The sequence below is a fragment of the Microbulbifer regidiadema (SeqCode) genome, assembly GCF_052466995.1.
In genome coordinates, this window is record NZ_CP174297.1 from 2,336,218 (window position 1) to 2,359,519 (window position 23,302).

18 protein-coding genes are annotated in these 23,302 nt (G+C 51.6%); 2 read left to right on the plus strand and 16 right to left on the minus strand.

Annotated elements, in window-relative coordinates:
- Positions 1 to 1,237 precede the first annotated feature (1,237 nt).
- A complete protein-coding gene (locus tag ACJJIK_RS10115) occupies positions 1,238 to 2,866 on the plus strand; it encodes a di-heme oxidoredictase family protein (RefSeq protein ID WP_444944962.1) in 1,629 nt (542 codons plus the stop codon).
- Between the two features lie 77 nt (positions 2,867 to 2,943).
- Here the strand turns inward: ACJJIK_RS10115 and ACJJIK_RS10120 are convergent, their stop codons facing one another.
- Positions 2,944 to 3,432 (minus strand): GFA family protein, encoded by a 489-nt coding sequence (locus ACJJIK_RS10120; RefSeq protein ID WP_444944963.1) that lies wholly within the window; start codon positions 3,430 to 3,432, stop codon positions 2,944 to 2,946.
- Positions 3,433 to 3,594: 162 nt separating this feature from the next.
- On the opposite strand from ACJJIK_RS10120, the gene ACJJIK_RS10125 reads away from it, so the two are divergent.
- On the plus strand, positions 3,595 to 4,383 hold the full coding sequence (locus ACJJIK_RS10125; RefSeq protein WP_444944964.1) for a class I SAM-dependent methyltransferase: 789 nt from the start codon (positions 3,595 to 3,597) through the stop codon (positions 4,381 to 4,383).
- 59 nt (positions 4,384 to 4,442) lie between these two features.
- Here the strand turns inward: ACJJIK_RS10125 and ACJJIK_RS10130 are convergent, their stop codons facing one another.
- From ACJJIK_RS10130 to ACJJIK_RS10200, 15 genes are all read right to left on the minus strand, one after another.
- The gene (locus ACJJIK_RS10130; protein ID WP_444944965.1) at positions 4,443 to 5,264 is read right to left on the minus strand and encodes an MBL fold metallo-hydrolase; all 822 of its coding nucleotides are present in this window, start codon (positions 5,262 to 5,264) and stop codon (positions 4,443 to 4,445) included.
- A gap of 289 nt (positions 5,265 to 5,553) precedes the next feature.
- A complete protein-coding gene (locus ACJJIK_RS10135; RefSeq protein ID WP_444944966.1) occupies positions 5,554 to 6,624 on the minus strand; it encodes a hypothetical protein in 1,071 nt (356 codons plus the stop codon).
- 92 nt (positions 6,625 to 6,716) lie between these two features.
- Positions 6,717 to 7,787, minus strand: coding sequence for a hypothetical protein (locus tag ACJJIK_RS10140; RefSeq protein ID WP_444944967.1), 1,071 nt, complete (start codon positions 7,785 to 7,787; stop codon positions 6,717 to 6,719).
- Between the two features lie 92 nt (positions 7,788 to 7,879).
- Positions 7,880 to 8,950 carry a hypothetical protein gene (locus ACJJIK_RS10145; protein ID WP_444932109.1) on the minus strand — a complete coding sequence of 357 codons (1,071 nt, stop codon included), beginning with the start codon at positions 8,948 to 8,950 and terminating at the stop codon, positions 7,880 to 7,882.
- An 11-nt stretch (positions 8,951 to 8,961) separates the two neighbouring features.
- On the minus strand, positions 8,962 to 10,221 hold the full coding sequence (locus tag ACJJIK_RS10150) for a hypothetical protein (RefSeq protein WP_444944968.1): 1,260 nt from the start codon (positions 10,219 to 10,221) through the stop codon (positions 8,962 to 8,964).
- Positions 10,222 to 10,553: 332 nt separating this feature from the next.
- Positions 10,554 to 11,237 carry a tRNA (N6-threonylcarbamoyladenosine(37)-N6)-methyltransferase TrmO gene (gene tsaA, locus ACJJIK_RS10155; RefSeq protein ID WP_444944969.1) on the minus strand — a complete coding sequence of 228 codons (684 nt, stop codon included), beginning with the start codon at positions 11,235 to 11,237 and terminating at the stop codon, positions 10,554 to 10,556.
- 25 nt (positions 11,238 to 11,262) lie between these two features.
- Positions 11,263 to 12,726, minus strand: coding sequence for an NAD-dependent succinate-semialdehyde dehydrogenase (locus ACJJIK_RS10160; RefSeq protein WP_444944970.1), 1,464 nt, complete (start codon positions 12,724 to 12,726; stop codon positions 11,263 to 11,265).
- A 167-nt stretch (positions 12,727 to 12,893) separates the two neighbouring features.
- A complete protein-coding gene (gene der, locus ACJJIK_RS10165) occupies positions 12,894 to 14,291 on the minus strand; it encodes a ribosome biogenesis GTPase Der (RefSeq protein WP_444932113.1) in 1,398 nt (465 codons plus the stop codon).
- A gap of 144 nt (positions 14,292 to 14,435) precedes the next feature.
- Positions 14,436 to 15,599: an outer membrane protein assembly factor BamB gene (gene bamB, locus ACJJIK_RS10170; protein ID WP_444932114.1), complete on the minus strand. Its 1,164-nt coding sequence runs from the start codon at positions 15,597 to 15,599 to the stop codon at positions 14,436 to 14,438.
- Positions 15,599 to 16,306, minus strand: a complete 708-nt coding sequence (locus ACJJIK_RS10175) for a YfgM family protein (RefSeq protein ID WP_444932115.1) — start codon at positions 16,304 to 16,306, stop codon at positions 15,599 to 15,601. Before ACJJIK_RS10175 ends, bamB begins: the two co-directional genes overlap by 1 nt.
- 70 nt (positions 16,307 to 16,376) lie before the next feature.
- Positions 16,377 to 17,639: a histidine--tRNA ligase gene (gene hisS, locus ACJJIK_RS10180; protein WP_444932116.1), complete on the minus strand. Its 1,263-nt coding sequence runs from the start codon at positions 17,637 to 17,639 to the stop codon at positions 16,377 to 16,379.
- A 57-nt stretch (positions 17,640 to 17,696) separates the two neighbouring features.
- Complete coding sequence (ispG, locus tag ACJJIK_RS10185; protein ID WP_444944971.1) at positions 17,697 to 18,809, minus strand: flavodoxin-dependent (E)-4-hydroxy-3-methylbut-2-enyl-diphosphate synthase; 1,113 nt, start codon at positions 18,807 to 18,809, stop codon at positions 17,697 to 17,699.
- A 99-nt stretch (positions 18,810 to 18,908) separates the two neighbouring features.
- Complete coding sequence (locus ACJJIK_RS10190; RefSeq protein WP_444944972.1) at positions 18,909 to 19,880, minus strand: RodZ domain-containing protein; 972 nt, start codon at positions 19,878 to 19,880, stop codon at positions 18,909 to 18,911.
- Positions 19,870 to 20,646 carry a type IV pilus biogenesis/stability protein PilW gene (gene pilW / locus ACJJIK_RS10195; RefSeq protein WP_444932119.1) on the minus strand — a complete coding sequence of 259 codons (777 nt, stop codon included), beginning with the start codon at positions 20,644 to 20,646 and terminating at the stop codon, positions 19,870 to 19,872. Before pilW ends, ACJJIK_RS10190 begins: the two co-directional genes overlap by 11 nt.
- A 616-nt stretch (positions 20,647 to 21,262) precedes the next feature.
- A complete protein-coding gene (locus tag ACJJIK_RS10200) occupies positions 21,263 to 23,197 on the minus strand; it encodes a cytochrome c peroxidase (RefSeq protein ID WP_444944973.1) in 1,935 nt (644 codons plus the stop codon).
- Positions 23,198 to 23,302: the final 105 nt, after the last annotated feature.

Here is a 23,302-nt window from a genome sequence, read left to right on the forward strand (position 1 = left end):
ATATGGAAAAACTATGACGCCGGCAATCGCACTGAAAGTATTGACTCCCTACAGGCAAACACACCCATAGCTCGCAACCACTACCTTTCCGCAATTTATAGTTGCCACTTACCTGTGAATATCCTTATCTACAGGCGCAATATTAGAACTATTTTATTAGCTTCATATTGAAATATATGGCGTCAAAGATCTCTAGCACGCCATTCAAATGAATAATGCGACAATTTTCCTTTTAGCCAGCCAATCGATGGCGATCGTTTGAAATCTCCCCCCTTAAACAGTTTTCAACCTTGCGCGACAGAGGGAAAATTGCGCCAACACGACCTTGACTACTTTTTAATGTTTTTGGCCAGCATACGAACAATAGATAAATCTCACATAGGGAAGTACTTATCTGTGAACAGCCCGCCTATCCTTTACTCTGCCTCAGCGTTTCCCTGGCGCTAAAAAATCGTCAGAAAAAGTCGCCAAATGCTAACCCCAAGGCTGCCACTAAAGACAGGTGCAGTCCCTTGGCTTGCACGGAAAAGCAAAGAGAATACCCCCCTAAAATCAACAGTGAGCACAACAGCTCACAACTCTCGTCCTGGCGTCACCAAAAGACAAGCAAAAATCACATTCGAAAAATACCATGGGGATCAATGAGTTTTACTCCCCATGCCAACATTTAAATCTCCGGTAAAAATAGCACTTTTTATTCAAAGCTGTGTCACAAGCAGCGGGGACAGGCAGGTTACCTTGGTACTGGAAAAGCTGTCATCTCTAGGCAAAAACAAAAATACTTTTATTTTCAGAGGAACTTCCCATTTACAAGTGGCACTAAAACAGCCAGAAAACAAAAATAGTACCGCACACCTGCGCGGTAGGTTATGGGCAAAATCGACACAATCGGGACCATTCTTAGGTGTTTTTAGAGCGGGCAACTTGGGCTTTAAAACCTCCTATCGCAGCACCGTATCTCCCGTAGTCTTGACGCCTGCCATAAGTGGCAGAACAGGCACAGTTCTACCTATAAGAAACTTGCAAGGATGCTTTTGAACCTTACTGGATGCACTTTGCGAGATAAAAATGTTACCAACAAAAACACTGTCAATGTTTGACTGTAGCACAACTGACTATCAGTTTTTTGGGGAACTGTGCTTACAAGAAGCATTGCTGAGTATCTCCACATAGAGTGCGCTTTCCTAGAAAAATCCATCTTACGTTCGCACAATGTCAGTACCTGGAGATATCGCTGATGATATTTAAAAAACACCTGTTGCCTGTGACTATGGCAATATCAGCTTTAACATTTAATGCCACACCGGCACTTGCCGATTTTGGTTCTAAACACGATAAAAACCGTGTACCCAAGCACGCGCGAAAACACCACCGACAGCAGAAAACCATACCTTTCGACTTTAGCGAGGTCTTCGATACCGTGCAGATACTCCATGCTGGCGCAGTAGAAATTCATCTGGGTGGACATTTAGAACAATCCGATCTCGAATCCATGGATACCCTGGGAGCCTATATTCACGCTTTTGAAGAGGGCGATGAACTATTTGAAATGAATTACAACGCCCTCGATGGGGTCGGTGTAAACGTGGGCAACGGCAAAAGATTTACCAGCTTTCCACGACCCGATCTAAGAGGAGCAAATGCATGGGCTAAGGTCCTGCCCCACCGCACGACGGGCCCCAACGGTGATTCCTGCATCAGTTGTCACAACGTACCTGTGGCCGATGGCGGTGGTGGTGTTAACGACAATGTGATTCGTATAGATCCTGAACGCAAGCAAAAAGGCTTTATCGAACGCCAATCACCGCACCTGTTCGGCATGGGCGCGGTGCAGCTGGTAGCGGAAGAGATGACCACCGAACTGCACAGCCTGCGAGATAATGCCATCAGTGAGAGCTGTGCCTCCGAGACAAATACGACTGTGGCACTGACAGCCAAGGGGATTAGCTTTGGTGAGATCAGCGTATCCTGTGAGGCGGTCAATTACGATAACGTCGAGGGGCTCGATACCGACCTGGTAGTAAGGCCCTTTGAGTGGAAAGGCCTAACTGGATTTGTACGCGCATTTGTACGCGGCGCCGCACATCAGGAACTGGGCATGCAAGCCACTGAGTTGGTCGGTGATGTAGATAGCGATTTTGATTCGATCACCAATGAGCTCAGTGTCGGTGACATTACCGCGTTAACCATCTATAACGCAGCGCAGCCCCGCCCTGTCAGTAAAATCGAACTCAACAGCGTAATCGACTCACTGACAGAAGAGGAGCAGGAGACTTACGGCTTACCACTAAGCGCTGCGGAGATTGCCAGTATTGAGAATGGCGAGGCGCTATTCAGCTCCATTGGCTGTGCCTCTTGCCACTCCCCCGAAATGGAAGTTGCATCACCGGTATTCTATGAGCCCTCACTGCACGCCAGCTACCGGGACGAGACCTACCCCGCAGGCGATATAGCCGGCCTACCCACTAAATCTCTACAGTTCAACTTGCTCACCGAGATTATGGATAACCCCCAAGAGCTGCCATCCGGCCAGACACTGGGCCAGTTTGAGGAGTCGGAAAATGGTGGGGCCATAGTCCGCCTGTACGGCGACCTCAAGCGTCACGATATGGGGGCAGCTATGGCCGAGGAAATTGATGAGGGCAATGTGGGCGCCTCAGTATTTCTGACTGAAAACCTCTGGGGCGCAGGCTCAACACCGCCTTACCTACACGATGGGCGCGCGACTACCATGGCCGAGGCGATTCTCTATCACGGTGGTGAGGCTGAATTCAGCAAAGAACAGTTTGATACCCTGAGCAATTCTGAAAAGGCGGATCTGCTCAACTTCCTGGATAACCTGGTACTCTATCTCGCGGAAGAGTAAACGCAAAGTCCGTACCATAGACCTGAAGCGGGGCGATCCCAGGCTCGCCCCGCCGGTCTTTATCCCCAGCGAAAATACTAAGCCCTGGGAATATTGCGCCGATGCCACTGGGCCAGGGACTCCTCCGGGTAGCCTGCAAATGTTTCATCCCCCTCCCGTATCTCTGGCTGCACCCAACTCGGCGCACAATCCAGCATCATATGACTGCGCACCGGTGGTACTGGCAGCTCGGTATCAATCGCAGAAGCAAAGGGATGTACTAACTCTGGCCAGCGAGGATCCCAGAGCCACAAGGCACTGCCGCACTTTGCACAAAAATGTCGCCGTGCGGGACTCTGACTTCCCCTAGCCCCGCTCGACACCCCAATTTCAGCCTGATAGAAACTCAAGAACTCCTCCCCCTGCACTTTCAGGGTATGGAAATCTGCCCCCAGATTAATGGCAAAACCCCCACCTCCTGCTGTTTTTCGGCATATTGAGCAGTAACACCGGTTAAACGGGTAGGGCTGGTCGGAATTCAGGCTAAATTTCACCGACAGGCAGTGGCAAGATCCTTGTAGCTTCACAGTAGTTCCCCAAGTTTGATCCGTCATGCAACTGCGAATAAGCAGGGTACGACACCAATTTCCGTGCCATATTTATCCGCAACTGAGATTGCTCGCGAGATCATAAGTGTATCCGGCTAAACTGATTCTCTCTCTGCAAATCAGATCTAGAGCGCCACACCAATGGATAAAACCGTCAGACACGATAAATGGCAGGCTCAGGAGTATGTAAATGCCTCGGATATGCAGTGGCGCCATGCCATGGAAGCGATACATCGCTGTAATTATCAACAGGCAACTACTATTCTCGATGTGGGCTGTGGCGACGGAAAAATAACCCGCTATTTAGCCGAGCGCATGACGAATGGCAGAATTATCGGAATCGATCTAACCGAAGATATGGTTCGCTACGCCAGCAACAACTACGCCAGTATACCCAACCTATCCTTCGAACAAATGAGTGCTGACGAAATCCAGTTTAATTTTAAATTCGACATTATTTTTTCTTTTAGCTGTTTACACTGGGCAGCGGACCAGGAAACGGTCTGGAATAGCTTTTACAAACACCTAAAGGACGATGGAAAAGTCATCTGCGGCTTTCAGGTTGACCATGAAAATTTATGGGACACCGTCTATAAAGAGCAAAATACAGCCGTATGGAAACCCTATTTTGATGATTTTCACGACCCCTACAATCACTATACATTGGAAGAAATGCAAAAATATGCCGAAGAAGCCGGATTTTATTTACCGAGAATCGATGAGATTTACCACGTAGAGAACTTTAAAACCTGGGAAAAACTTACAGAATTTTTTCTATCATGGGTTCCCCAGTTCCGCCATCTATCTCACCCCGAACGGGAACAGTTTGCCGATCAAGTCATGCAAAAATACTACAAGAAAGTTCATCCCCTGATGCAAAAACGTGCCGGGGTGAGGATTAAACGCTTTATTATTGAGGCCGAGAAATAGTCAGGGAGCAGATGTCAACATTCCCGCAACCAAAATCAACCCCAAGCTACAATGACGGATCAAAAACGGGGCATCTCATCCAGATCAACCTCCAAACAAGAGGCAATTAAATTTCTCTTACAAAAATTATATCCCGTCAAGACACCGAACACCCCCTCTTTACCCAGCAAGCGCAGGGTGATTTCCTCTAGGGATAGACCTTGTCGATGTAACTCCTGCGCCTCTGTAGAGAGGTTCAGTAGATACTCATATTTCTTATTCAGCTCCTGCCAACCATTCTCTACCACCCCCCGATGGGGGCAGAGGATAACGTCAAAGGAATGATCTAAAACCCCTTTTATACTTTTTAGTAAGGTGGGAACATCCTCATCAATACGTAAGAACTTTAGATAGTTGGCAATAAATAGATCAGCACTGAATAGCCAACCGCGCTCAGGCAGCAAATAGCAAGTCATATCTTTTGCATGCCCCGGGCTAAATACTGGCACCACTTTTTCATCACCAATATAAATTTCTGCCGGCAGCGGTGCCACCTCAGCCTTTCCCGCCGCGCCCCAGAACAACCTTTGCATAGGGGGAATACGGAAACCTTTCTTTAGTATGCCAATGGTCAGGTCAGGCGCCAGCGCCTGCACTCCGGTCAACCTTTGGATAGCGCCGGCATTACCGCTGTGGTCCTCGTGGTGGTGGGTAAGTAATAATTGCTTTAGCGGCGTATTTTGCACGAATGGCTTTACATACTTCCACTGATTACTGGGGCCGGTGTCAATCAAGGTTCCATTGAGTCGGTAAACAACAAAGGTGGTATTAACCCCCATGTCGATTCGACCGACGCGAATAGCATCCAGACCCTGATAATTAAAAGACTCACGTACTGGCATAGTTGCGCCCTTAGAAAGACAGGGGCTATTTTTAGGCAATTACCATATCTTGGGGAATTGTATTTCCCATGAAAATGAGTGACATATCCGTTCCGATACGAAATATCTTAGTGGAGGTCCTGAATTCAGTATTCACCGGAGCAACAGCTCGGCTATTCGCAAACGTTATATAAGCTATATAGCTCTTCAATGAGCAAAGTCAGAATAGGAGCGCCCTCAAAAAAACGACCAAGCATGACTGATCGGTCGGGCACTGAGTAATTTCCCCCAAAGAGCCCCAAACAACCATCTATTCCAACCCCATCAGGGGACGTTTACGCAACTCTGACGGCAATCTTGACACGACGTCTATCTTCTCTCCCAGAGGATAGCTATTATGCAGTGGCCGGGGCTGAATACGCTTATCGATAAAGGCAGACACCTCCTCTGGCGTTGCTCGATGGCTTTCATTTTTGTCTCTACGGCTGTCTTTATACCCCCTGCCACTCCACATTTGCATAACGTGTTTAGCCTCTTCAACCTGCTGGGGAGTGCAACCAAAAATTGGTTTGCTATTAGCTCCCGGCTGAGATTGCACTTCCGCTCGGCGAATAGATAATTCAGGTGACAGCTCTAGCCTGAGCGAATCCATTATGCGCTGGATAAAATTGATATAGTTATCCCAGGGAGTGCGCTGATTTTTTCGGTAGGCATTACCTGCATTAGCACCAGAACGCATCAAGAAAAAATTACAACTAAGAATATGTTTATCCCCTATAGCCACCTGTAAAATTACATCCTCTCTTCCATTAACTAGTGGCTGATTTTCAAGATAAATCCAGTCGGCCCCACCTTGCTCAATCCACTGACAGTTGAGAGGGCCAAGATAGTTTGGCCATCGATACTGAGTAAGATCAAAAGGATTGCCCTTCAACCCCTCATTAAAGTCCTGCAAATTGGCCAAATCATTTATTCTACAACTTTCCTTAAGAAAAGTTACATTGTGAAACAAGCTTTCATTAATTGGCAAATCCTCTATTACATCAACTGTGATCCCTAAGCCTACGTAGCCTCCATAACCTTGAACAATCGGAATCCCTTTAAATGCCCAACGACTTGAAAATACACCCAAAGATTGAATAGAAGGAAAATCGATTATTTCATCCACATCGTGGAAATCACGGTATTTAATAGGTTGATAGCCGAATGGAGAAAATATATCAAATGAATCTGGCTCGGTTTCCCAATCCTGAATACTGGAAAAAAGGTCCGAATACGGAGGGGCTTCAAAATACAACTTACAGCCAGAAAGTGTCTTTTCTAACTTTCTGGAGCGGCGAAAGCTGGGGGGCCGTGGAAAGATACCGTGAAGAATATTCATAAGATCACCCTCAGACCGCTAAAGAACCACCAATTCAAAAATGACTTAAATAGAAAGCTAGCATTTTTATAGCCGACCCTCTAAGCAACCATCTATTTCAACCCCATCAAGGGACGCTTGAGCAACTCTGGGGGCAACCTTGGAACCACCTCTATCTTCTCCCCCAGAGGATAGCTATTATGCAGTGGCCGGGGCTGAATACGCTTATCGATAAAGGCAGACACCTCCTCTGGCGTTGCAAGATGGCTTTCATCTTCACCTTTACGACTATCCCTATACTCTCGGTCACTCCACATTTGCATAACGTGTTTAGCCTCTTCAATCTGCTGAGGGCTGCAACCGACAACCGGCTTATTATTAGCTTCCGGCTGAGATTGTACTTCCGCCCGGCGAATAGACAATTCAGGTGACAACTCTAACCTGATCGAGTCCATTATGCGCTGGATAAAATTGATATAGTTATCCCAGGGAGTACGCTGATTTTTTCGGTAGGCATTGCCCGCATTAACACCTGAACGAACCAAGAGAAAATGACAACCAAGAATGTGCTTATCAGTTATTGCCGTGTGTAAACTTATACGATCCACACCACTAACTAGTGGTTGACTTTCGAAATAAAGCCAGCTCGCCCCTCCCTGCTCAATCCACTGGCAGTTTAAAGGGCCAAAATAGTTCGACCAGCGGTACTGGGTAAGATCAAAGGGGTCGCTCTTTAAACCCTTATTGAAATCCTGCAAATTAGTTAAATCATATTTCCGATAAACCTCACGAACAAAAACTTTATCGTGAAACATACTTTCATTAATCGACAAATCCTCTATTGTATTAATGGTAATCCCTAACCCTACATAACCTCCATAACCTTGAATAATCGGAACCCCCTTAAATGCCCAGCGACTCGAGAACAGGGGCAAAGCCTGAATGGAAGGAAATTCTATTAATTTATTTGCGTCATAAAAATCATAATATTTGATGGGGTGATAACCATCTGGAGAAAACATATCAAATGAATCCGGCTCGGTTTCCCAATCCTGGATATCGGAAAAGGGGTCAGAATATGGTGGCGCTTCAAAATATAGTTTACAACCAGAGAATATTTTCTCTACCTTTCTGGAGCGGCGAAAGCTGGGGGCCCGTGGAAAGATACCGCGAAGAATATTCATAAGATCACCCTCAGACCGCTAAAGAATCACCAATTCAAAAACGACTTAAATAGAAAGCTAGCATTTTTATAGCCTACCCTCTAAGCAACCATCTATTTCAACCCCATCAAGGGACGCTTGAGCAATTCTGGGGGCAACCTTGGAACCACCTCTATCTTCTCCCCCAGAGGATAGCTATTATGCAGTGGCCGGGGCTGAATACGCTTATCGATAAAGGCAGACACTTCCTCTGGCGTTGCTCGATGGCTTTCATTTTTGTCTCTACGGCTGTCTTTATATCCCCTGCCACTCCACATTTGCATAACATGTTTAGCTTCCTCAACCTGCTGGGGAGTACAACCAAAAATTGGTTTGCTATTAGCTTCCGGCTGAGATTGCACTTCCGCTCGGCGAATAGATAGTTCAGGTGACAACTCTAGCCTGATCGAATCCATTATGCGCTGGATAAAATTGATATAGTTATCCCAGGGAGTGCGCTGGTTTTGTCGGAATGCGTTGCCCGCATTAAGGCCAGCACGATCTAAAGAAAAATGACAACCAAGGATGTGCTTATCTGTTATTGCGGTATGTAAACTTATACGATCCATACCACTAACTAGTGGTTGACTTTCAAAATAAAGCCAATCCACTCCACTCAGCTCAAGCCACTGACAGTTTAAAGGGCCAAAATAGTTCGACCATCGGTACTGGGTAAGATCAAAGGGATCACTCTTTAAACCCTTATTTAAATCCTGCAAATTAGTTAAATTATATTTCCGATAAACCTCACGAACAAAAACCTTATCGTGAAACATACTTTCATTAACCGGCAAATCCTCTATTGCATTAATGATAACCCCCAACCCTACATAGCCTCCATAACCTTGAATAATCGGAACCCCCTTAAATGCCCAACGACTCGAAAACAGGGGCAAAGCCTGAATGAAAGGAAACTCTATTAATTTATTTGTATCATGAAAATCATAATACTTGATAGGGCGATAACCATCGGGAGAAAATATATCAAATGAGTCCGGCTCGGTTTCCCAATCCTGAATGTCGGAAAAGGGATCAGAATACGGAGGGGCTTCAAAATACAAATCACAGCCAGAAAACTCTTTCTCTAACTTTCTTGAGCGACGAAAGCTAGGGGGCCGGGGAAAGATACCGCGTAGAAAATTCATAATATTATCCCCTAGCGGCTGAAAGGCAGCTTCTTTAACAGCTGCTTAAAAGGCACACTATTGTCCGTATTATAAGTTTCTGTCAAACTGGGGATACTGGCAAAAAGCATTGTCAATAGTGCACTGGAGCCACTGGGAATTTTCTTAACAACACCAGCAGCATGACGAACCACATCGACAACAGCATCATTTCGCCCTTCTTGTTCCGCATGATTGACAAGCACATTCAATGATATAGCAACATCCGTTAAGCCCAAATTCGATCCACCAATCAACTGGGCTACACCTGGCGTGGAGTTAAACCATTTGGTATCACTCGTGTTCATACCAATTCTTCTGCGGATCTCGTCTGCCAAATATTGGCTGGAAGTAGCATCGCTGAGAAATATCTTTTGCTTTCCTTGCAAATTAATATGCCAGAGCTCCAGCTGCTCCATCGCCTTGGTCAGGACTTTGGAACCACCTCTATGGCTGATCCACTCAACATATAAGCCTTTATCATGGGCTTCTTTCATATGCCCCGCGAGTATCCTTGCAGCCAAAATATCTTCCTCTGTAGCTGCACGGCCCAGGTTTTTGGTACACCGCCATCCCGCTTTAACAGCACCCTTCCCTTGTGGTACATAAAAAAGCGTATAACCTCTACTTTTTAATTTCTTCAAGGCTACTTGATCACCGCGAGCAATATGAGAGGGCAGTATGCTTGCAGCATGTTCTAATCTCGCACTATACCCATTGATACCTATTTTTAGTGGTGAGCCTTCATCACCTCTCACCTCGCCACCCGTCTTTAAAAATAAACTAGGTTCATCATTTGGCTTCCACTCCCCACGATCTCCTTCCAAGCTAACCCATTCTATATCCCATAGCGCCGCCCTGTCAGCTTCGTCAGCCTCATCCTGAGTGAAACGAATATCAACAATGCCAACATCTGTCTGAGGTGCCCTCCCATCATAAACACGATGCAGCTCATACTCGATCTCAAACCCCGCGCCCGCGATACAGCGACGGGTAGCACTGCCATTCTTGAGGAAAGAGTGCAAAGGGGCCGCACTACCTCTCAAACTATTCACAGCCGAAATAACAGTCAGTGCGTGATACCCTTCATTACTGGGTATTCGGCTTATTTTCTGAAGTCCTTCAAGCATCCCTGCTAATTTATTACTCGCAAATATTCTACGGCCGCACTCCGGTTGCGCAAATAGCTTTGCTCCAATATTACACTCAAAGTGCTCCAGTATATCTGACCTGATAGTAGGAGGGATTCTCATTGGCTAGCCCTGATCAGTTGACATATATCTCCTGTAGGCCCAGCTATAGGAGGCATCAGAACGATGATTTGGCGCTTAATCTACCAGCCGAATTAGAACCTGTACACTCGTAACAATAGGGTTATATCCAGATAACTTTCTTATATTTTCCTGACTAAATAACCATCTTTCAGAAACGCAAAGACCTGGAAAAATGATGCCAAAGCGGCCTCACTAAAGAAAAGAAAAAATGACTAAAAAAACATATTCACAAAAAAATATGAACTTTAATTGCCTCTAAACCTGAAAAAATTTCCACATTTTGACCATGCAATTAATTCTATCCACAAATATTATTCTAGCGCCACCACCTCGATACCCCCCTCGGTATAACGCCAACGCAAATTAAAGTCACACAGCTGCATTCCATAAATTCGCTGTGGGTCTGTTTTCTGATAGGCCGGCCTGGGGTCCTGGGAGAGCACCTGTTCAATTAAACGGGGGAGATCGGTACCCCAGTCATCGCGGTAAGCTTCCGCCTGACTGAGCAGCCGCTCGGGGATAGTGACGGGCATCGCTACCGGAGCCGCATCGGCAAATTCGCTTTGCGCGTCCGTCAATGCATCTGCATAGGGAATATAGGGCTTGATATCCAACACCGGGGTGCCGTCAACTAGGTCTGCCCCGGCAACTATCAGCTCGACTTTAGGGGAGGTGCGCACCTCCAATAGGCGAACCACTGAAAGGCCAATATTATTGGGGCGAAAAGGTGAACGGGTGGCCAATACCCCCAGCTTTTTATTACCACCCAAACGGGGGGGGCGCACCTTTGCGGACCACTGGCCGGCGGCCTGGTGAAACTGGAACACCACCCAAATATGACTGTGCTGTTCCAGGCCGGCAACCGCATCGGCGCTATTCAGTGGCGCCAGTAACTCTATGCTGGCGCGACTGGCATCGGCCAAAAGTGGCTGACGGGGCACCCCGAACTTTTCTCCAAAGCAGGAATGCACCCGCGCTATAGGTTCTACAACCATTTACAATCCAAACACTCTGTACAAACTATTTATTGATACCGCCGATACACAGGTATTTTATTTCCAGATAATCTTCGATTCCGTACTTGGAACCCTCGCGCCCCTGTCCGGATTCTTTAATACCACCAAAAGGGGCCATTTCATTGGAAATAATTCCCTCATTAATCCCCAGCATGCCGTATTCAAGGCCCTCGGCGACGCGCCAGATACGGCCAATATCCCGGGAATAAAAATAGGAAGCCAAGCCGAATTCCGTATCGTTGGCCATCTGAATTACTTCCTCTTCCGTGGAAAACTGATACAGCGGCGCCACCGGGCCAAAAATTTCCTCTTTAAACAGATTCATTTTATCGGTCACCCCCCCTAAAACCACCGGGGAATAAAAACAATCCCCCAAACTGCTGGGGCCTCCAGCAACCAGAGTTTGCGCGCCTTTTTGTAGTGCATCCTCCACCAGGGATTCAGTTTTCTTCACTGCTTTGGCAGTAATCATTGGTCCCATATCGATAGTGCTATCAAAACCACTGCCCATAGCAAGCTGCTCTACCGCAGCGGAAAACTTTTGCGCAAATTCATCGTAAACCCCTGCCTGGACAAAAATACGATTGGCACATACACAGGTTTGTCCGGCGTTGCGGTATTTGCAAACAATTGCCCCCTTTACCGCTTCATCAATATCCGCATCATCAAAAACAATAAATGCTGCATTGCCCCCCAGCTCCATTGAGGTTTTCTTCATGGTCTCTGCACATTGGGCCTGCAACAATTTCCCAACCGCAGTGGAACCGGTAAAAGTAAATTTTCGCACCAGGGGGTTGGATGTCATCTCTGCGCCAATTTCCGCTGCTTTTTCCCCGGCGACAATATTAAAAACACCCGGGGGAATTCCCGCTTCCTCAGCGAGAGCGGCCAGCGCCAGTGCAGATAGGGGGGTTTCCGAGGCGGGCTTGGCGATAAATGGACAACCGGCGGCAATGGCCGGGGCCATTTTGCGCGCAATCATGGCGCTGGGGAAATTCCACGGTGTTACCGAGCAAGTTACTCCCACTGACTGCTTGATCACCAGGAGGCGCTTATCGCCGGAGGGGGGGCTGATAACATCGCCGTAAACCCGCTTGGCCTCCTCCGCAAACCACTCGATATAATTAGCGCCGTAGATAATTTCAGTGCGGGCCTCAGCCAGGGGCTTGCCCTGTTCTGCGGTCAAAATGATAGCGAGGTCGTCAATATTGGCGAGAATCAGATCGTACCAGCGACTGAGAATTTTGGCCCGCTCCTTTACCGGCGTATCCCGCCAGGCGGGCCAGGCTTGATTCGCCGCTTCAATCGCGCGGTGGGTCTCATCCGCCCCCAGGTTGGCGATACTGGCTACGACCTGGCCAGTTGCCGGGTCCAACACATCGAAGGTTGCGCCAGAATCGGCGTCAATCCACTGACCATTAATATAGGATTGGCTGCGCAACAACGCAGAATTCTTCAGCTTCAACATCGTATTCTCCTTGTGGTTTCTTCCCTGGCCCCGCCGATAGCGGGATCACTGGTACGATTGAATGCCCACCGCTCCCTTTGGGTGCGGCTTTAGAATTCGGAAGCTGAAGTGATTGGCAAGCCGGCAGTATCCCTTGCCGGCTTGCGGGTAACGTCGGTTACCGCCGCTTATTTTTTCTTCTTCTTAACAAACTTCATCAGGCGGCGCTTTTTAGCCTTCTGCCGATCACTCAGCTTGTTCTTCTTGTCCGCATAGGGGTTGGCACTGGTGCGGAATTCAATTTTTACCGGGGTGCCGTGCAGATCCAGCGCCTTGCGGAAAGTCTTTTCCAGGTAGCGCACATAGTGTGCCGGGACCTGTTCGGTCTGGTTGCCGTGAATCACAATTACCGGCGGGTTTTGTCCACCGGCGTGGGCGTAGCGCAACTTGATACGGTGCCCGTGCACCAGCGGTGGTTGGTGCTCAGTGACCGCCCATTGCAGGATGCGGGTCAGGTGATTGGTGGACAACTTGTCGGTGGCACTCTGGTAGGCCCCTTCAATAGACTCGTACAGGTGGCCAACACCGGTGCCGTGCAGCGCAGAAATAAAGTGCACATCGGCAAAGTCTACAAAGCGCAGACGGCGCTCCAGCTCGGCTTTCACATAGTCGCGATGATCGACTTCCAGACCATCCCATTTGTTCAGGGCTACGACCAGTGCGCGCCCGGCCTGCACCACGCTGCCCATCAGGTGCATATCCTGGTCCACCAGACCCTCGCGGGCATCGATCACCAGCACTACGACATTAGCGTCTTCTACCGCCTGCAAGGTTTTGACGATAGAGAACTTCTCCACCGACTCCTTAATATTTTTGCGGCGGCGAATACCGGCAGTATCGATCAGGGTGTAGGGCTTCTCATCGCGTTCATAGTTGATATAAACGCTATCGCGGGTGGTGCCGGGCTGATCGTAGACAACGACCCGATCTTCGCCCAGCAGGCGGTTTACCAGAGTGGACTTACCCACGTTGGGGCGCCCCACAATGGCGATCTTAATCCCGGTCGCCTCTTCGACTTCCTCTTCAAGCGGCTGCTCGGGCAGATCTTCGATCACCCGCTGCATCAAGGTGCGAACGCCGCGCCCGTGGGTGGCGGTCGTCGGGAAAAGCTCACCAATACCCAGCTCGTAAAACGGCGCCAGAGCGATATCCGGGTTAACCCCGTCGACCTTGTTGGCCACCAGAAAGGTGGGCTTGGAGCGGGTGCGCAGGCGCTCGGCGATCATCTCGTCCGCCGGTGTCAGGCCTGCGCGGCTATCCACCAGAAACAGGACGAAGTCCGCCTCTTCGATAGCCTGCATAGATTGCTCGGCCATCGCCGCATCAATGCCCTCTTCGCCACCGGAAATACCGCCGGTGTCGACCAGTAACAGCTTGCGCCCGTCGATCTCCGCCTCGCCGTATTTGCGGTCGCGGGTGAGCCCGGCATAGTTGGCCACCAAGGCGTCACGAGTCTTGGTCAACCGATTAAAAAGTGTGGATTTGCCCACATTGGGGCGCCCGACCAGGGCAATTACTGGCAGCATACAAATTCTGGTTTTAGCCGAATAAAAAAATACAAAAGCCCGCGCGAGGCGGGCGATTTCAACTTGCCTGCCAAGCAGGCTCCATTTGTGGGCCCAAGGCCCTTAGGCGAACAGCCTGTCCACCTTAACAATGGGGTGCGGTTATCAGGAACCGGCGAGGCGCAGGGCTGACAGTTTGCCGTCATCCGACAGGACAAACATCAGGTCGCCATCCACCAGAATGGGGATACGAATCGCATCGCCATCCACCTGCTCGCGGCCAATAAATTGTCCGGTATTGGGGTCCAGCACATGCAGGTAACCCTCCAGGTCTCCGACAACGACGGCGTTCTGGAAAAAGGCCGGTCCGCTCAATTCACGGCGCAACAGCTCGTTGTTGCTCCACTCGATCTGGCCGCTGCCCACATTGTAGGCGTAGACACTGCCAGAGGCATCACTGAGGTAGACATGGCCACCGCCCACCGCCACTTCGTGGTGGGTGGAGGCATCGCGAGCCCAGAGGCCGCGACCATTCTCTTTGGACAGGGCCACAACACGGCCCTGATAACTGGCCGCAAACACCAGGTCACCGCGCACAACCGGGGCGCCGTCGATATCCACTACCCGCTCCAGCTCCGCAGAGCCCTGGGGAATCGCAACGCGCTGCTCCCAGCGCTGAATGCCGTCGCGGGCGTCCAGAGCCAGCAGTTTGCCGTTATCCAGGCCGGCAATCACCATACCGCCGCTGATAACCGGAGCTGCTGTACCGCGCAGGGTCAGCACCGGCAGGCTGGTATTGTGGCTCCACAGCTCTTCGCCGCTGCTGGCGTCGAGACCGACCAGCTTGCCATCTACGGTTTGCAGAACCACCACGCCGGCACCGATGGCCGGGGCGGAGACGACTTCACCGGAAACCTGGTAGGTCCACAGCTCTGCGCCGCTATCGAGGTCCAGGGCCACAGCGCGGCCGCGATAGTCAGAGACCACCGCCATGCCCAGGCCGGTACCCACACCACCGCTCAGCTCCACATCCAGCTCTGTTTCCCAGAGCTTGTCCCCCGAGCTGCGATCAAAGGCTGTCACTTCACCGTCACTACTGGCGGCGATCAGACGGCCATCAATCAGGCTCGGCTGCAACATTGCGTAGCGCTTTTGGTCGATGCCACCGATATCGGCAGACCAGACCTCTTGCAGGGCAACGGTAGAGTTAATATCCACCAGTTCGACGGGGTCGACAGCTTCCTTCTCGTCATTAGAGGCGCAGGCGGCAAGAGCCACCGCTAGCGCCACCGCTGCGGTGCGACCCGCAGCGCGATTCAGAAATCCCATTACTCGCCTCCCTCAGATACAGGCTCGGTTTGGTTCTGAGCGTCACTGCTCTCGGTTGCCGCCAGGCTATCCGCCTTTAGGCGCAGAAGCTGGGTGCTGCCCGCTTGCTCTGGCAGAAGCTCTGTCAGCGCTTGCTCGTACGCGGCACGCGCACCGGCATTGTCACCCTTTTGCTTCAGGATATCACCACGGGTCTCAGAATAAAGCGCCGCAAATGCGGGAGGTACAGTGCCCTCAAGCAGTTTGAGGCCTTGATCCGGCTCACCCCGGGCTGCCAAAACCGCAGCCAGACGGCGTTTGGCCAGCAGCTCCAGGCTGGCTTCAGCGGTGTTGTCCAATACCCACTGCAACTGCTGTTGAGCCGCTTCCAGGTCATTGCTTTCCGCTGAGATGGCGGCGAGGCGCAGTGCGGCTTGGCTGGCGTAGATACGCTTGCCAAAGTCATTTTTCAGCTGCTCGGCCACATTCTTGGCCGTCGTGATCTGCTTGCTGTCCGGTTGGTTGTTGTTGGCGGAGACCGCTTCAACGAAAGTCTGGTACAGGTCAGAAGCCGCTTCAGCCTTGGTGCGCTGATCCCCCTGCCACCACTGATAGCCGAAGTAACCGGCCAGGGCCAGCACCACGCCAGTCATAATTCCCTTGCCGTTTTCCGCCCACCAGCGCTTCAGCGTTTCTATTTGTTCTTGTTCGGTAAGATGCTCAGCCATTGGGTAATTTGCCTTTCCTGTAGATTACTAACTTTCCCGGCGGGGGCCTCCGCCTCCCTCAGTATTTAATTCAGCCTTGCAGCAGTGCTGCCAGCTCTTTCGGTGCCAGCGTTTGCTGCGGCTGGTCAGCGCGAAGGTACTTCACGGTTACCTGACCATTGGCCGCCTCATCTTCGCCGATAATCAGTGCGTAATCGGCACCGCTCTTATCCGCTTTTTTCATCTGGCTCTTAAAGCTTCCACCACCACAGTGCAGCTGTAGGCGCAACCAGGGCAACTCGTCGCGCAGCTGCTCGGCGGCTGTCATGGCGGCTAATTGTACATCACCCACGGCAACCAGGTAGGCATCGACCTGTTGCGACAGGGACTCCGGCAGCGCTTGCAGGGTTTCCAGCATCAATACCAGGCGCTCAACACCCAGGCCAAAACCGACGCCCGGGGTGGCCTTGCCGCCCATCTGCTCTATCAGTCCGTCGTAGCGGCCACCGGCACACACGGTGCCCTGGGCACCGAGGCTGTCGGTCACCCACTCAAATACCGTTTTTCCGTAGTAATCGAGACCGCGCACCAACTTGGAATTGATCTCATACTTCACGCCCGCCGCGTCCAATAGTGCCTTCAATTGGTTGAAGTGAGCGGCGGATTCCTCATCGAGGAAGTCCAGTAGACAGGGCGCACCGGCCAGCAGTTCCTGAGTTTGCGCATTTTTGCTGTCGAGAATGCGCAGCGGATTGCGCTCCAGGCGGCGCTGGCTGTCCTCATCCAGCTGATCGCGGCGCTCACTCAAATAAGCGACCAGAGCATCGCGATATTCCCTGCGGCTCTCGGCGTTGCCCAGAGAGTTAATTTGCAGGGTCACATGTTCGCTGATGCCCAGCTGGCGCCACAGGCGCGCAGTCATAATCAGGATTTCCGCATCAATATCCGGCCCTTCGAGACCAAACACCTCGACACCAAACTGGTGAAATTGGCGCAGGCGGCCCTTCTGCGGGCGCTCGTAGCGGAACATGGGGCCGAAATACCACAGGCGCTGCGGCTGGATCAGCAGGTTGTTCTGAATAGCCGCGCGCACGGTACCGGCTGTGCCTTCGGGGCGCAGGGTTACGCTGTCGCCGCTCTTGTCGTCGAAGGTGTACATCTCCTTTTCGACAATATCGGTAGCCTCGCCCACCGCGCGGCAAAATAACTGGGTCGCCTCCAGATAGGGCGTGCGAATTTCGGTATAGCCGTAGCGGCTGGAGAGTTCACTCAGTGTGGCTTCCACGTACTGCCAGACCGGGGACTGTTCCGGCAGCAGGTCGTTCATGCCGCGAATTGCGCGAAGCTGTTTCAACGCTGTTCCTTAATTTTTCACTCAATTAATAGGGGGTGCACAGAGGGCCGGAGCCCGCTATGCCCTGGCGATGATATCGGCTTCGCGCTCGGCCTTGGCGGCGGCCTTCTCGCGAATCAAACGCTCTAAATCATCGACCAGGTTTTCATTCTTAAATTTGCGGTCCGGCTGGCCATCCACATAAATAGCGTGGCTTGGGGTACCGCCGGTCAGGCCAATATCGGCTTCTTTCGCCTCGCCAGGGCCGTTGACGATGCATCCAATCACAGCCACATCCAGCGGTGTGGTTACATCTTCCAGGCGCGTTTCCAGCTCGTTCATGGTTTTCACCACATCGAAATTCTGGCGCGAGCAGCTGGGACAGGCGATAAAATTAATCCCTTTGTTGCGCAGGCGCAGACTCTTGAGCAGGTCCCAGCCCACCTTGATCTCTTCCACCGGGTCTGCGGCCAGGGAAACCCGCAGGGTATCACCGATACCATCGAGCAATAGAGCGCCGAGGCCGATAGCCGATTTCACCGTACCGGCGCGCAAGCCACCAGCTTCGGTAATCCCCAGGTGCAGCGGCTGCTCAATCTGCTGGGCCAGCTTGCGGTAGGCGGCGGTGGCCATAAAAATATCCGATGCCTTTACGCTGACCTTAAAGTCCTGGAAGTCCAGGCTGTCGAGTATCGATACGTGGCGCAGGGCCGACTCTACCAGGGCGTCCGGTGTGGGTTCACCGTATTTTTTTTGCAGGTCTTTTTCCAAGGAGCCCGCATTGACACCGATACGAATCGGGATATTCATATCGCGAGCTTTGTCCACCACCGCGCGAATCCGCTTCTCACGGCCGATATTGCCGGGGTTGATGCGCAGGCAGTCCACCCCCAGGTCTGCGACCCGCAGGGCGATGCGATAGTCGAAGTGAATGTCTGCGACCAACGGGACATTCACCTGTTTTTTAATTTTCCCAAACGCCTCTGCGGCATCCATGCTGGGCACAGAGACCCGCACTATATCGGCACCGGCCTGTTCCAGACGCTGGATCTGGCCGACAGTGGCCTCTACATCGCAGGTTTCGGTGTTGGTCATACTCTGCACCGAGATCGGGGCATCCCCTCCGACCGGTACATCACCCACCATGATCTGGCGCGACTTGCGGCGGACAATGGGAGATTCAAATTGCATAGGCTGACCTGGTGATATTACTGATAAAAATCGAGGGGCAGATTATAGAGAGATTGGGCGCAAACCTACAGAGTTCGCGCCCAAACGAGGCAGATCACCTCAGTCGCCGACTGTCAGGCGGCGGGTACGGCGGTCGCCAAGGGGCTGGGTGTCGATGATTTCATCGCGATAGACCACGTGAGTTGCACGGGCGTTCCCCAGCATCAGATCAAATGGCGCCGGCCCATCCAGAGTCTTGGTGCTGCCGGCGGCTTGTACCCCTGCCAGCAAAACCACACCTGCGGCATCTTTCACTTCAACCCAGGCGTCCTCATCAAAACGCAGGCGCAGAGCGCCTTGCTGGGGCTGATCCAATTGGGGCGTCTCGGTAGCTGCGGGCTCAATCTCCGCGACAGCGGTGGCGACAGTTTCAGCCACCGGCGCCTCAGTACTGACCTCTTCAGTGCTGACAGCCTCGGGGTCAACCTCAGTCGTCACACTGGCTGCCGGCGTCAATGGCTCCGAACTCAGCTGTGCCACGGTGATCTCTTGTTGCTCGACCTCGGCAACCGGGCTGCCGGCGGCTTCGCTAGCAGTGGACGCTGCGGCGACCAACTCAGCACTATCCCCGCTCAGAGGCATACCGGACATATTGACCGGGACACCATACATCCACCAGAAGACACCGCCAGCAAGCAGCAGGGGAAGCAGGGCCAGAGCTCCGTAGCCCCGTTTGCGCTCGGGCCGGAATGCTTCAGCCTTGATAACTCGACGGGATTCATTGCGCTGCACCGGCTGCGGCCGATCCCTGTCGTAGGCGGCCAAAACCGGCTCGGTAGGGATATTCAACTCGCGACAAATATTGCGGATATAGCCCCGCGTGTAGACCGCTTCCGGCTGTCGCGCATAATCGTCAGTTTCAATCCACTCGACCGTATTATCGATAATACAGAGGCGCTGCGACAATTCCGCACGGGACAGCCCTGCCGATTCCCGCGCAGCCAGCAACAGACTGCCGGCAGAAGCGCTAGAAGTTTGCGTATTGAATGCGGCCTCACCGCCATCGCCGTACTCGGGACTACTATCCGTCATTACCACTCAGCTCCTGATATTTCAGTGTCTCCGCAGAGTACGGGTACAAATTCTTCAACGCAAGCGCATAACTGCGCTCCTTGTCACGATTGCCAAACACTTTTTCAATGCGAATCCCCAGCCATAGTGACTGAGGGGTCTGACGATTCTTTTCGCTGAATTTATCCAGGTAAACCTTGGATGTTGCATAATCGCCGGCGTTATATTTCAGCTCGGCCAACTCGATTAGTGCCAGCGGCAAACTGGGGTTCAGCGCCAGAGCCCTGGAAAAGGCTCCCTCTGCCTTTTCCCCAAACCCCAGGCGCGCGGCCGTACGGCCATAGTTAACCAGGGCGAAAGAGCGGCGGTTGTAGGTGAGGTCTTCGGAGGCGTACTCAAACTGCTTGAGCGCTTCTTTATAGCGCTCTTGCTTATAGAGAAAAACACCGTAATTCGTATGCGCCATAGAAAAGCCATCGCTATAGCGCAGGGCTTTTTTGAAATGGGACTCGGCAATATCCAGCTCGCCATCCACCTGGTAAAGCAGGGCCAAGCCGTGGTGTGCCAGTGGGTTCTTTTTGCCCAGTTCCAAAGCGCGATTCAAGTGTCGACGGGACTGCTCTCGATTGTCCGAGTCCCGCAAATAGCGCAGCCCCAGTTGCACATGGGTCTCCAACGCTTTATCCAGATCAACTTCCTTGCGCTCCACTCCCCCAGAGGTTACGCAGCCTCCCAGCAGAGTACCGAGCAGCAGTACGAGCGACAGACGCTTAAATTTTGCGGACACAACACCACCTGTATCTTTATTTTTCACTTATTGGCCCAGCGAGCTTGTGCGGGCACCGGTAATACACCAATCAGTGCCGATGCCCCGGGTAAAACAAATCTGCAGACCACAATAAAATCCGGCACCGACCACTGACCTCTATCGATAGCGGTAAGTTCCTATCGGTATTTTCTACGGGAAATTTGCTCCCATTCCAGCTCGCGCCCCCAATCTCTATACTGCCGGAAAGCCCTGTCAGTTGCAGCCCTAAAACCCAATCAAATCCATTTACTAGCGACTTTTTCCGCTACCGCCGAACCCTCTAACACCAAAGTACCGCATAAATAAGCAAAAGAGGACAGCCGCCATGGAGAGCGCATCACCCCCTTTATCATCCCGATAGCAAACGGGCTTGCACGCCCTATATCGAGCCTATATGAATGACGCTGGAAGTCAGGCAAATCATCACAGGGCTATGGGGATAAGATTCAGGCAGGCTCGCGCGCGGGGTATCCGGCGCTGTGGCGAAAGTTAGTCGGTTTGACAGACTGCCACTAGAGCAGCGGCAGTATCTAGAGATAACCATTTCACCGGCTCTGAATACCGATGAAATGGTTGAGGAGATTATCGAAAGACCTTACAGCTCGTTGCCATCCTGGTCTCTCGCATCCAGCTGCATGCCGTCGGGGCCGCCATCGCGGGGTGGGATCAGGGACTGGACTGCATTTGAGTTCGCATTGGCCGCATCCGGGTCCGTGAGTGATTCGAGAAATGCGGCCAGCTGTTCCACTTCATCGTCATCGATAGGAAGCGCTGCATCGCCATCGAGTTCCAGTATTGCCTCGGTCAACTCCAAACCGTTGGGCGCAACTTTCGCCGCGCAATCGTCCACCTCGGCAAACTGATCCAGATCGCACATCTCACTATTGGCAAAGTATTTGGACACCGAATCCGCTTGACCGGCGTAGTGTTCGATATTTCTCTCTAAAGTACCAAATTGTCCGGCGTGCCCCCAGGGACCAGTAATCCCCACATTGAGCAGCGTCGGCACGCGGAAGCCGCCAAGAACAGCTCCACCCCAATCGGCGCCATCGTCCTCTTTACCCTTGCCAATTTGTGGGTAGTTAACAACCCTCAGCCCCTGATTGGTAAAGAAAGCGCCCGTGTGGCAAGCGGTGCAGCCAGAGCCCGGAGTAAGATAGGTAATTGCGCCGCGCTTTGCATCGCTACCGATTGCGCTGAGGTCGCCATCGACATAGTCAAAGAAGGGGTTATCGATAAAGATATACACCGCCTCATAGGCCGCAATCGCCTGTGCGATTCTACTGAAGTCGATGCTGGAGTCGCCATAAGCGTCAGTAAATAAGGGCCCCCAGAATTCCTGATTGAGTTTTGCAACAAGATAATCCTCGCGGTAATCGGTCACGTCACCATCGCTAGTATCATCGTAGCCAAACTCGGTGATATCCCCCATCTCAGCAGAGTCAGTCACCGGAAAGTGTGCCTGGGCCATCATCAGCGCCAGGGTGCCGGTTCCTACCGCCGCCTCAGTATTGTTGGTTACATCCCTGGAGTCCGTTTTGAGACCACCATCCTCGGTAAACAGAACCCGGTTATCCCAGAACAACCCGTTGTCCCAGAGCGCCATATTACAGATAGGCTGAGCATTGCGCGCTACCAACGGCACCTCGTTCTCACCATCGGAGCGACCGGGGCCCAGCAAATCGGGATCGATGGCATTTACACCGACAGACATGGAGAGGTCATCGCCGGCGCAACCTATTGTCGGGTGGTGGCAGGAAGAACAGGATGTGTCGCCGTTGGCACTGAGGCTCTTGCTGTGGAACAGGCGCATGCCCAGCTCAACCATTGCCGGGTCCTGCTCGCTCCTAACGCGGGCAACGAAAGCGCGCATATCTTCGAGCTGCTCAGCCATGCCCACTTCATCCAGCACTGCCTGCAAGCAACTATCGAGACTGTCGTCGGCAACATCTCCCGCTGAACGGGCATTTTGACACTCGTCAAAATCAACAATTCGCTTGTCCGTCGCTACCGCATCAGTACCGTTGCGGAGACCATCATTGCTGTTATTAACCAGGGTTTTTGCGGTAACACTGTCCGCGTCACTATCACTGCCCCCAACACCGACCCAATAGCTATATTCGGTATTTACTGAGAGGCCTTCATCCACATAATAGTTATCTGTAATTTCCGCGACCAATTCACCATCGCGATAAATACGATACGTCTCTTCGGAGTCCTCCCAGGAGAGCCCTATACTGGTGCCCGAAAAGGGGTTTGCGATCAGCTCATCAACGACAATACCCGCCACATCCGAGTCACCATCATCTGAATCATCATCTGAATCATCATCTGAGTCATCATCTGAATCATCATCTGAATCACCATCTGAGCCGGAACCACCACCGCTTTCAGTGGTCGTCGATGAGTCGTCATCGCTATCGGAGGAGCCACCGCCCCCACAGCCCGCCATAAAAAGAAATAAAGCGATAACCAGCAGCTTGATCAGTCTGCCCGGCGATAGCATTAATTGGTTTTTTTCAACGTTCATAATTACTGAACTGTCCCATCAGTGATTTTTCTTATCCCCAACCCAGGGCAAATAATAAAGTAATGATTACCCCATTTATAAACCCGGGCGCACTCACAGTTTTTT

Coding starts and splice junctions, on each gene's coding strand:
- ACJJIK_RS10115 (WP_444944962.1), top strand. CDS start 1,238: ATGATATTTAAAAAACACCTGTTGCCTGTGACTATGGCAATATCAGCT.
- ACJJIK_RS10125 (WP_444944964.1), top strand. CDS start 3,595: ATGGATAAAACCGTCAGACACGATAAATGGCAGGCTCAGGAGTATGTA.
- ACJJIK_RS10130 (WP_444944965.1), bottom strand. CDS start 5,264: ATGCCAGTACGTGAGTCTTTTAATTATCAGGGTCTGGATGCTATTCGC.
- ACJJIK_RS10135 (WP_444944966.1), bottom strand. CDS start 6,624: ATGAATATTCTTCACGGTATCTTTCCACGGCCCCCCAGCTTTCGCCGC.
- ACJJIK_RS10140 (WP_444944967.1), bottom strand. CDS start 7,787: ATGAATATTCTTCGCGGTATCTTTCCACGGGCCCCCAGCTTTCGCCGC.
- ACJJIK_RS10145 (WP_444932109.1), bottom strand. CDS start 8,950: ATGAATTTTCTACGCGGTATCTTTCCCCGGCCCCCTAGCTTTCGTCGC.
- ACJJIK_RS10150 (WP_444944968.1), bottom strand. CDS start 10,221: ATGAGAATCCCTCCTACTATCAGGTCAGATATACTGGAGCACTTTGAG.
- tsaA (WP_444944969.1), bottom strand. CDS start 11,237: ATGGTTGTAGAACCTATAGCGCGGGTGCATTCCTGCTTTGGAGAAAAG.
- ACJJIK_RS10160 (WP_444944970.1), bottom strand. CDS start 12,726: ATGTTGAAGCTGAAGAATTCTGCGTTGTTGCGCAGCCAATCCTATATT.
- der (WP_444932113.1), bottom strand. CDS start 14,291: ATGCTGCCAGTAATTGCCCTGGTCGGGCGCCCCAATGTGGGCAAATCC.
- bamB (WP_444932114.1), bottom strand. CDS start 15,599: ATGGGATTTCTGAATCGCGCTGCGGGTCGCACCGCAGCGGTGGCGCTA.
- ACJJIK_RS10175 (WP_444932115.1), bottom strand. CDS start 16,306: ATGGCTGAGCATCTTACCGAACAAGAACAAATAGAAACGCTGAAGCGC.
- ispG (WP_444944971.1), bottom strand. CDS start 18,809: ATGCAATTTGAATCTCCCATTGTCCGCCGCAAGTCGCGCCAGATCATG.
- ACJJIK_RS10190 (WP_444944972.1), bottom strand. CDS start 19,880: ATGACGGATAGTAGTCCCGAGTACGGCGATGGCGGTGAGGCCGCATTC.
- ACJJIK_RS10200 (WP_444944973.1), bottom strand. CDS start 23,197: ATGAACGTTGAAAAAAACCAATTAATGCTATCGCCGGGCAGACTGATC.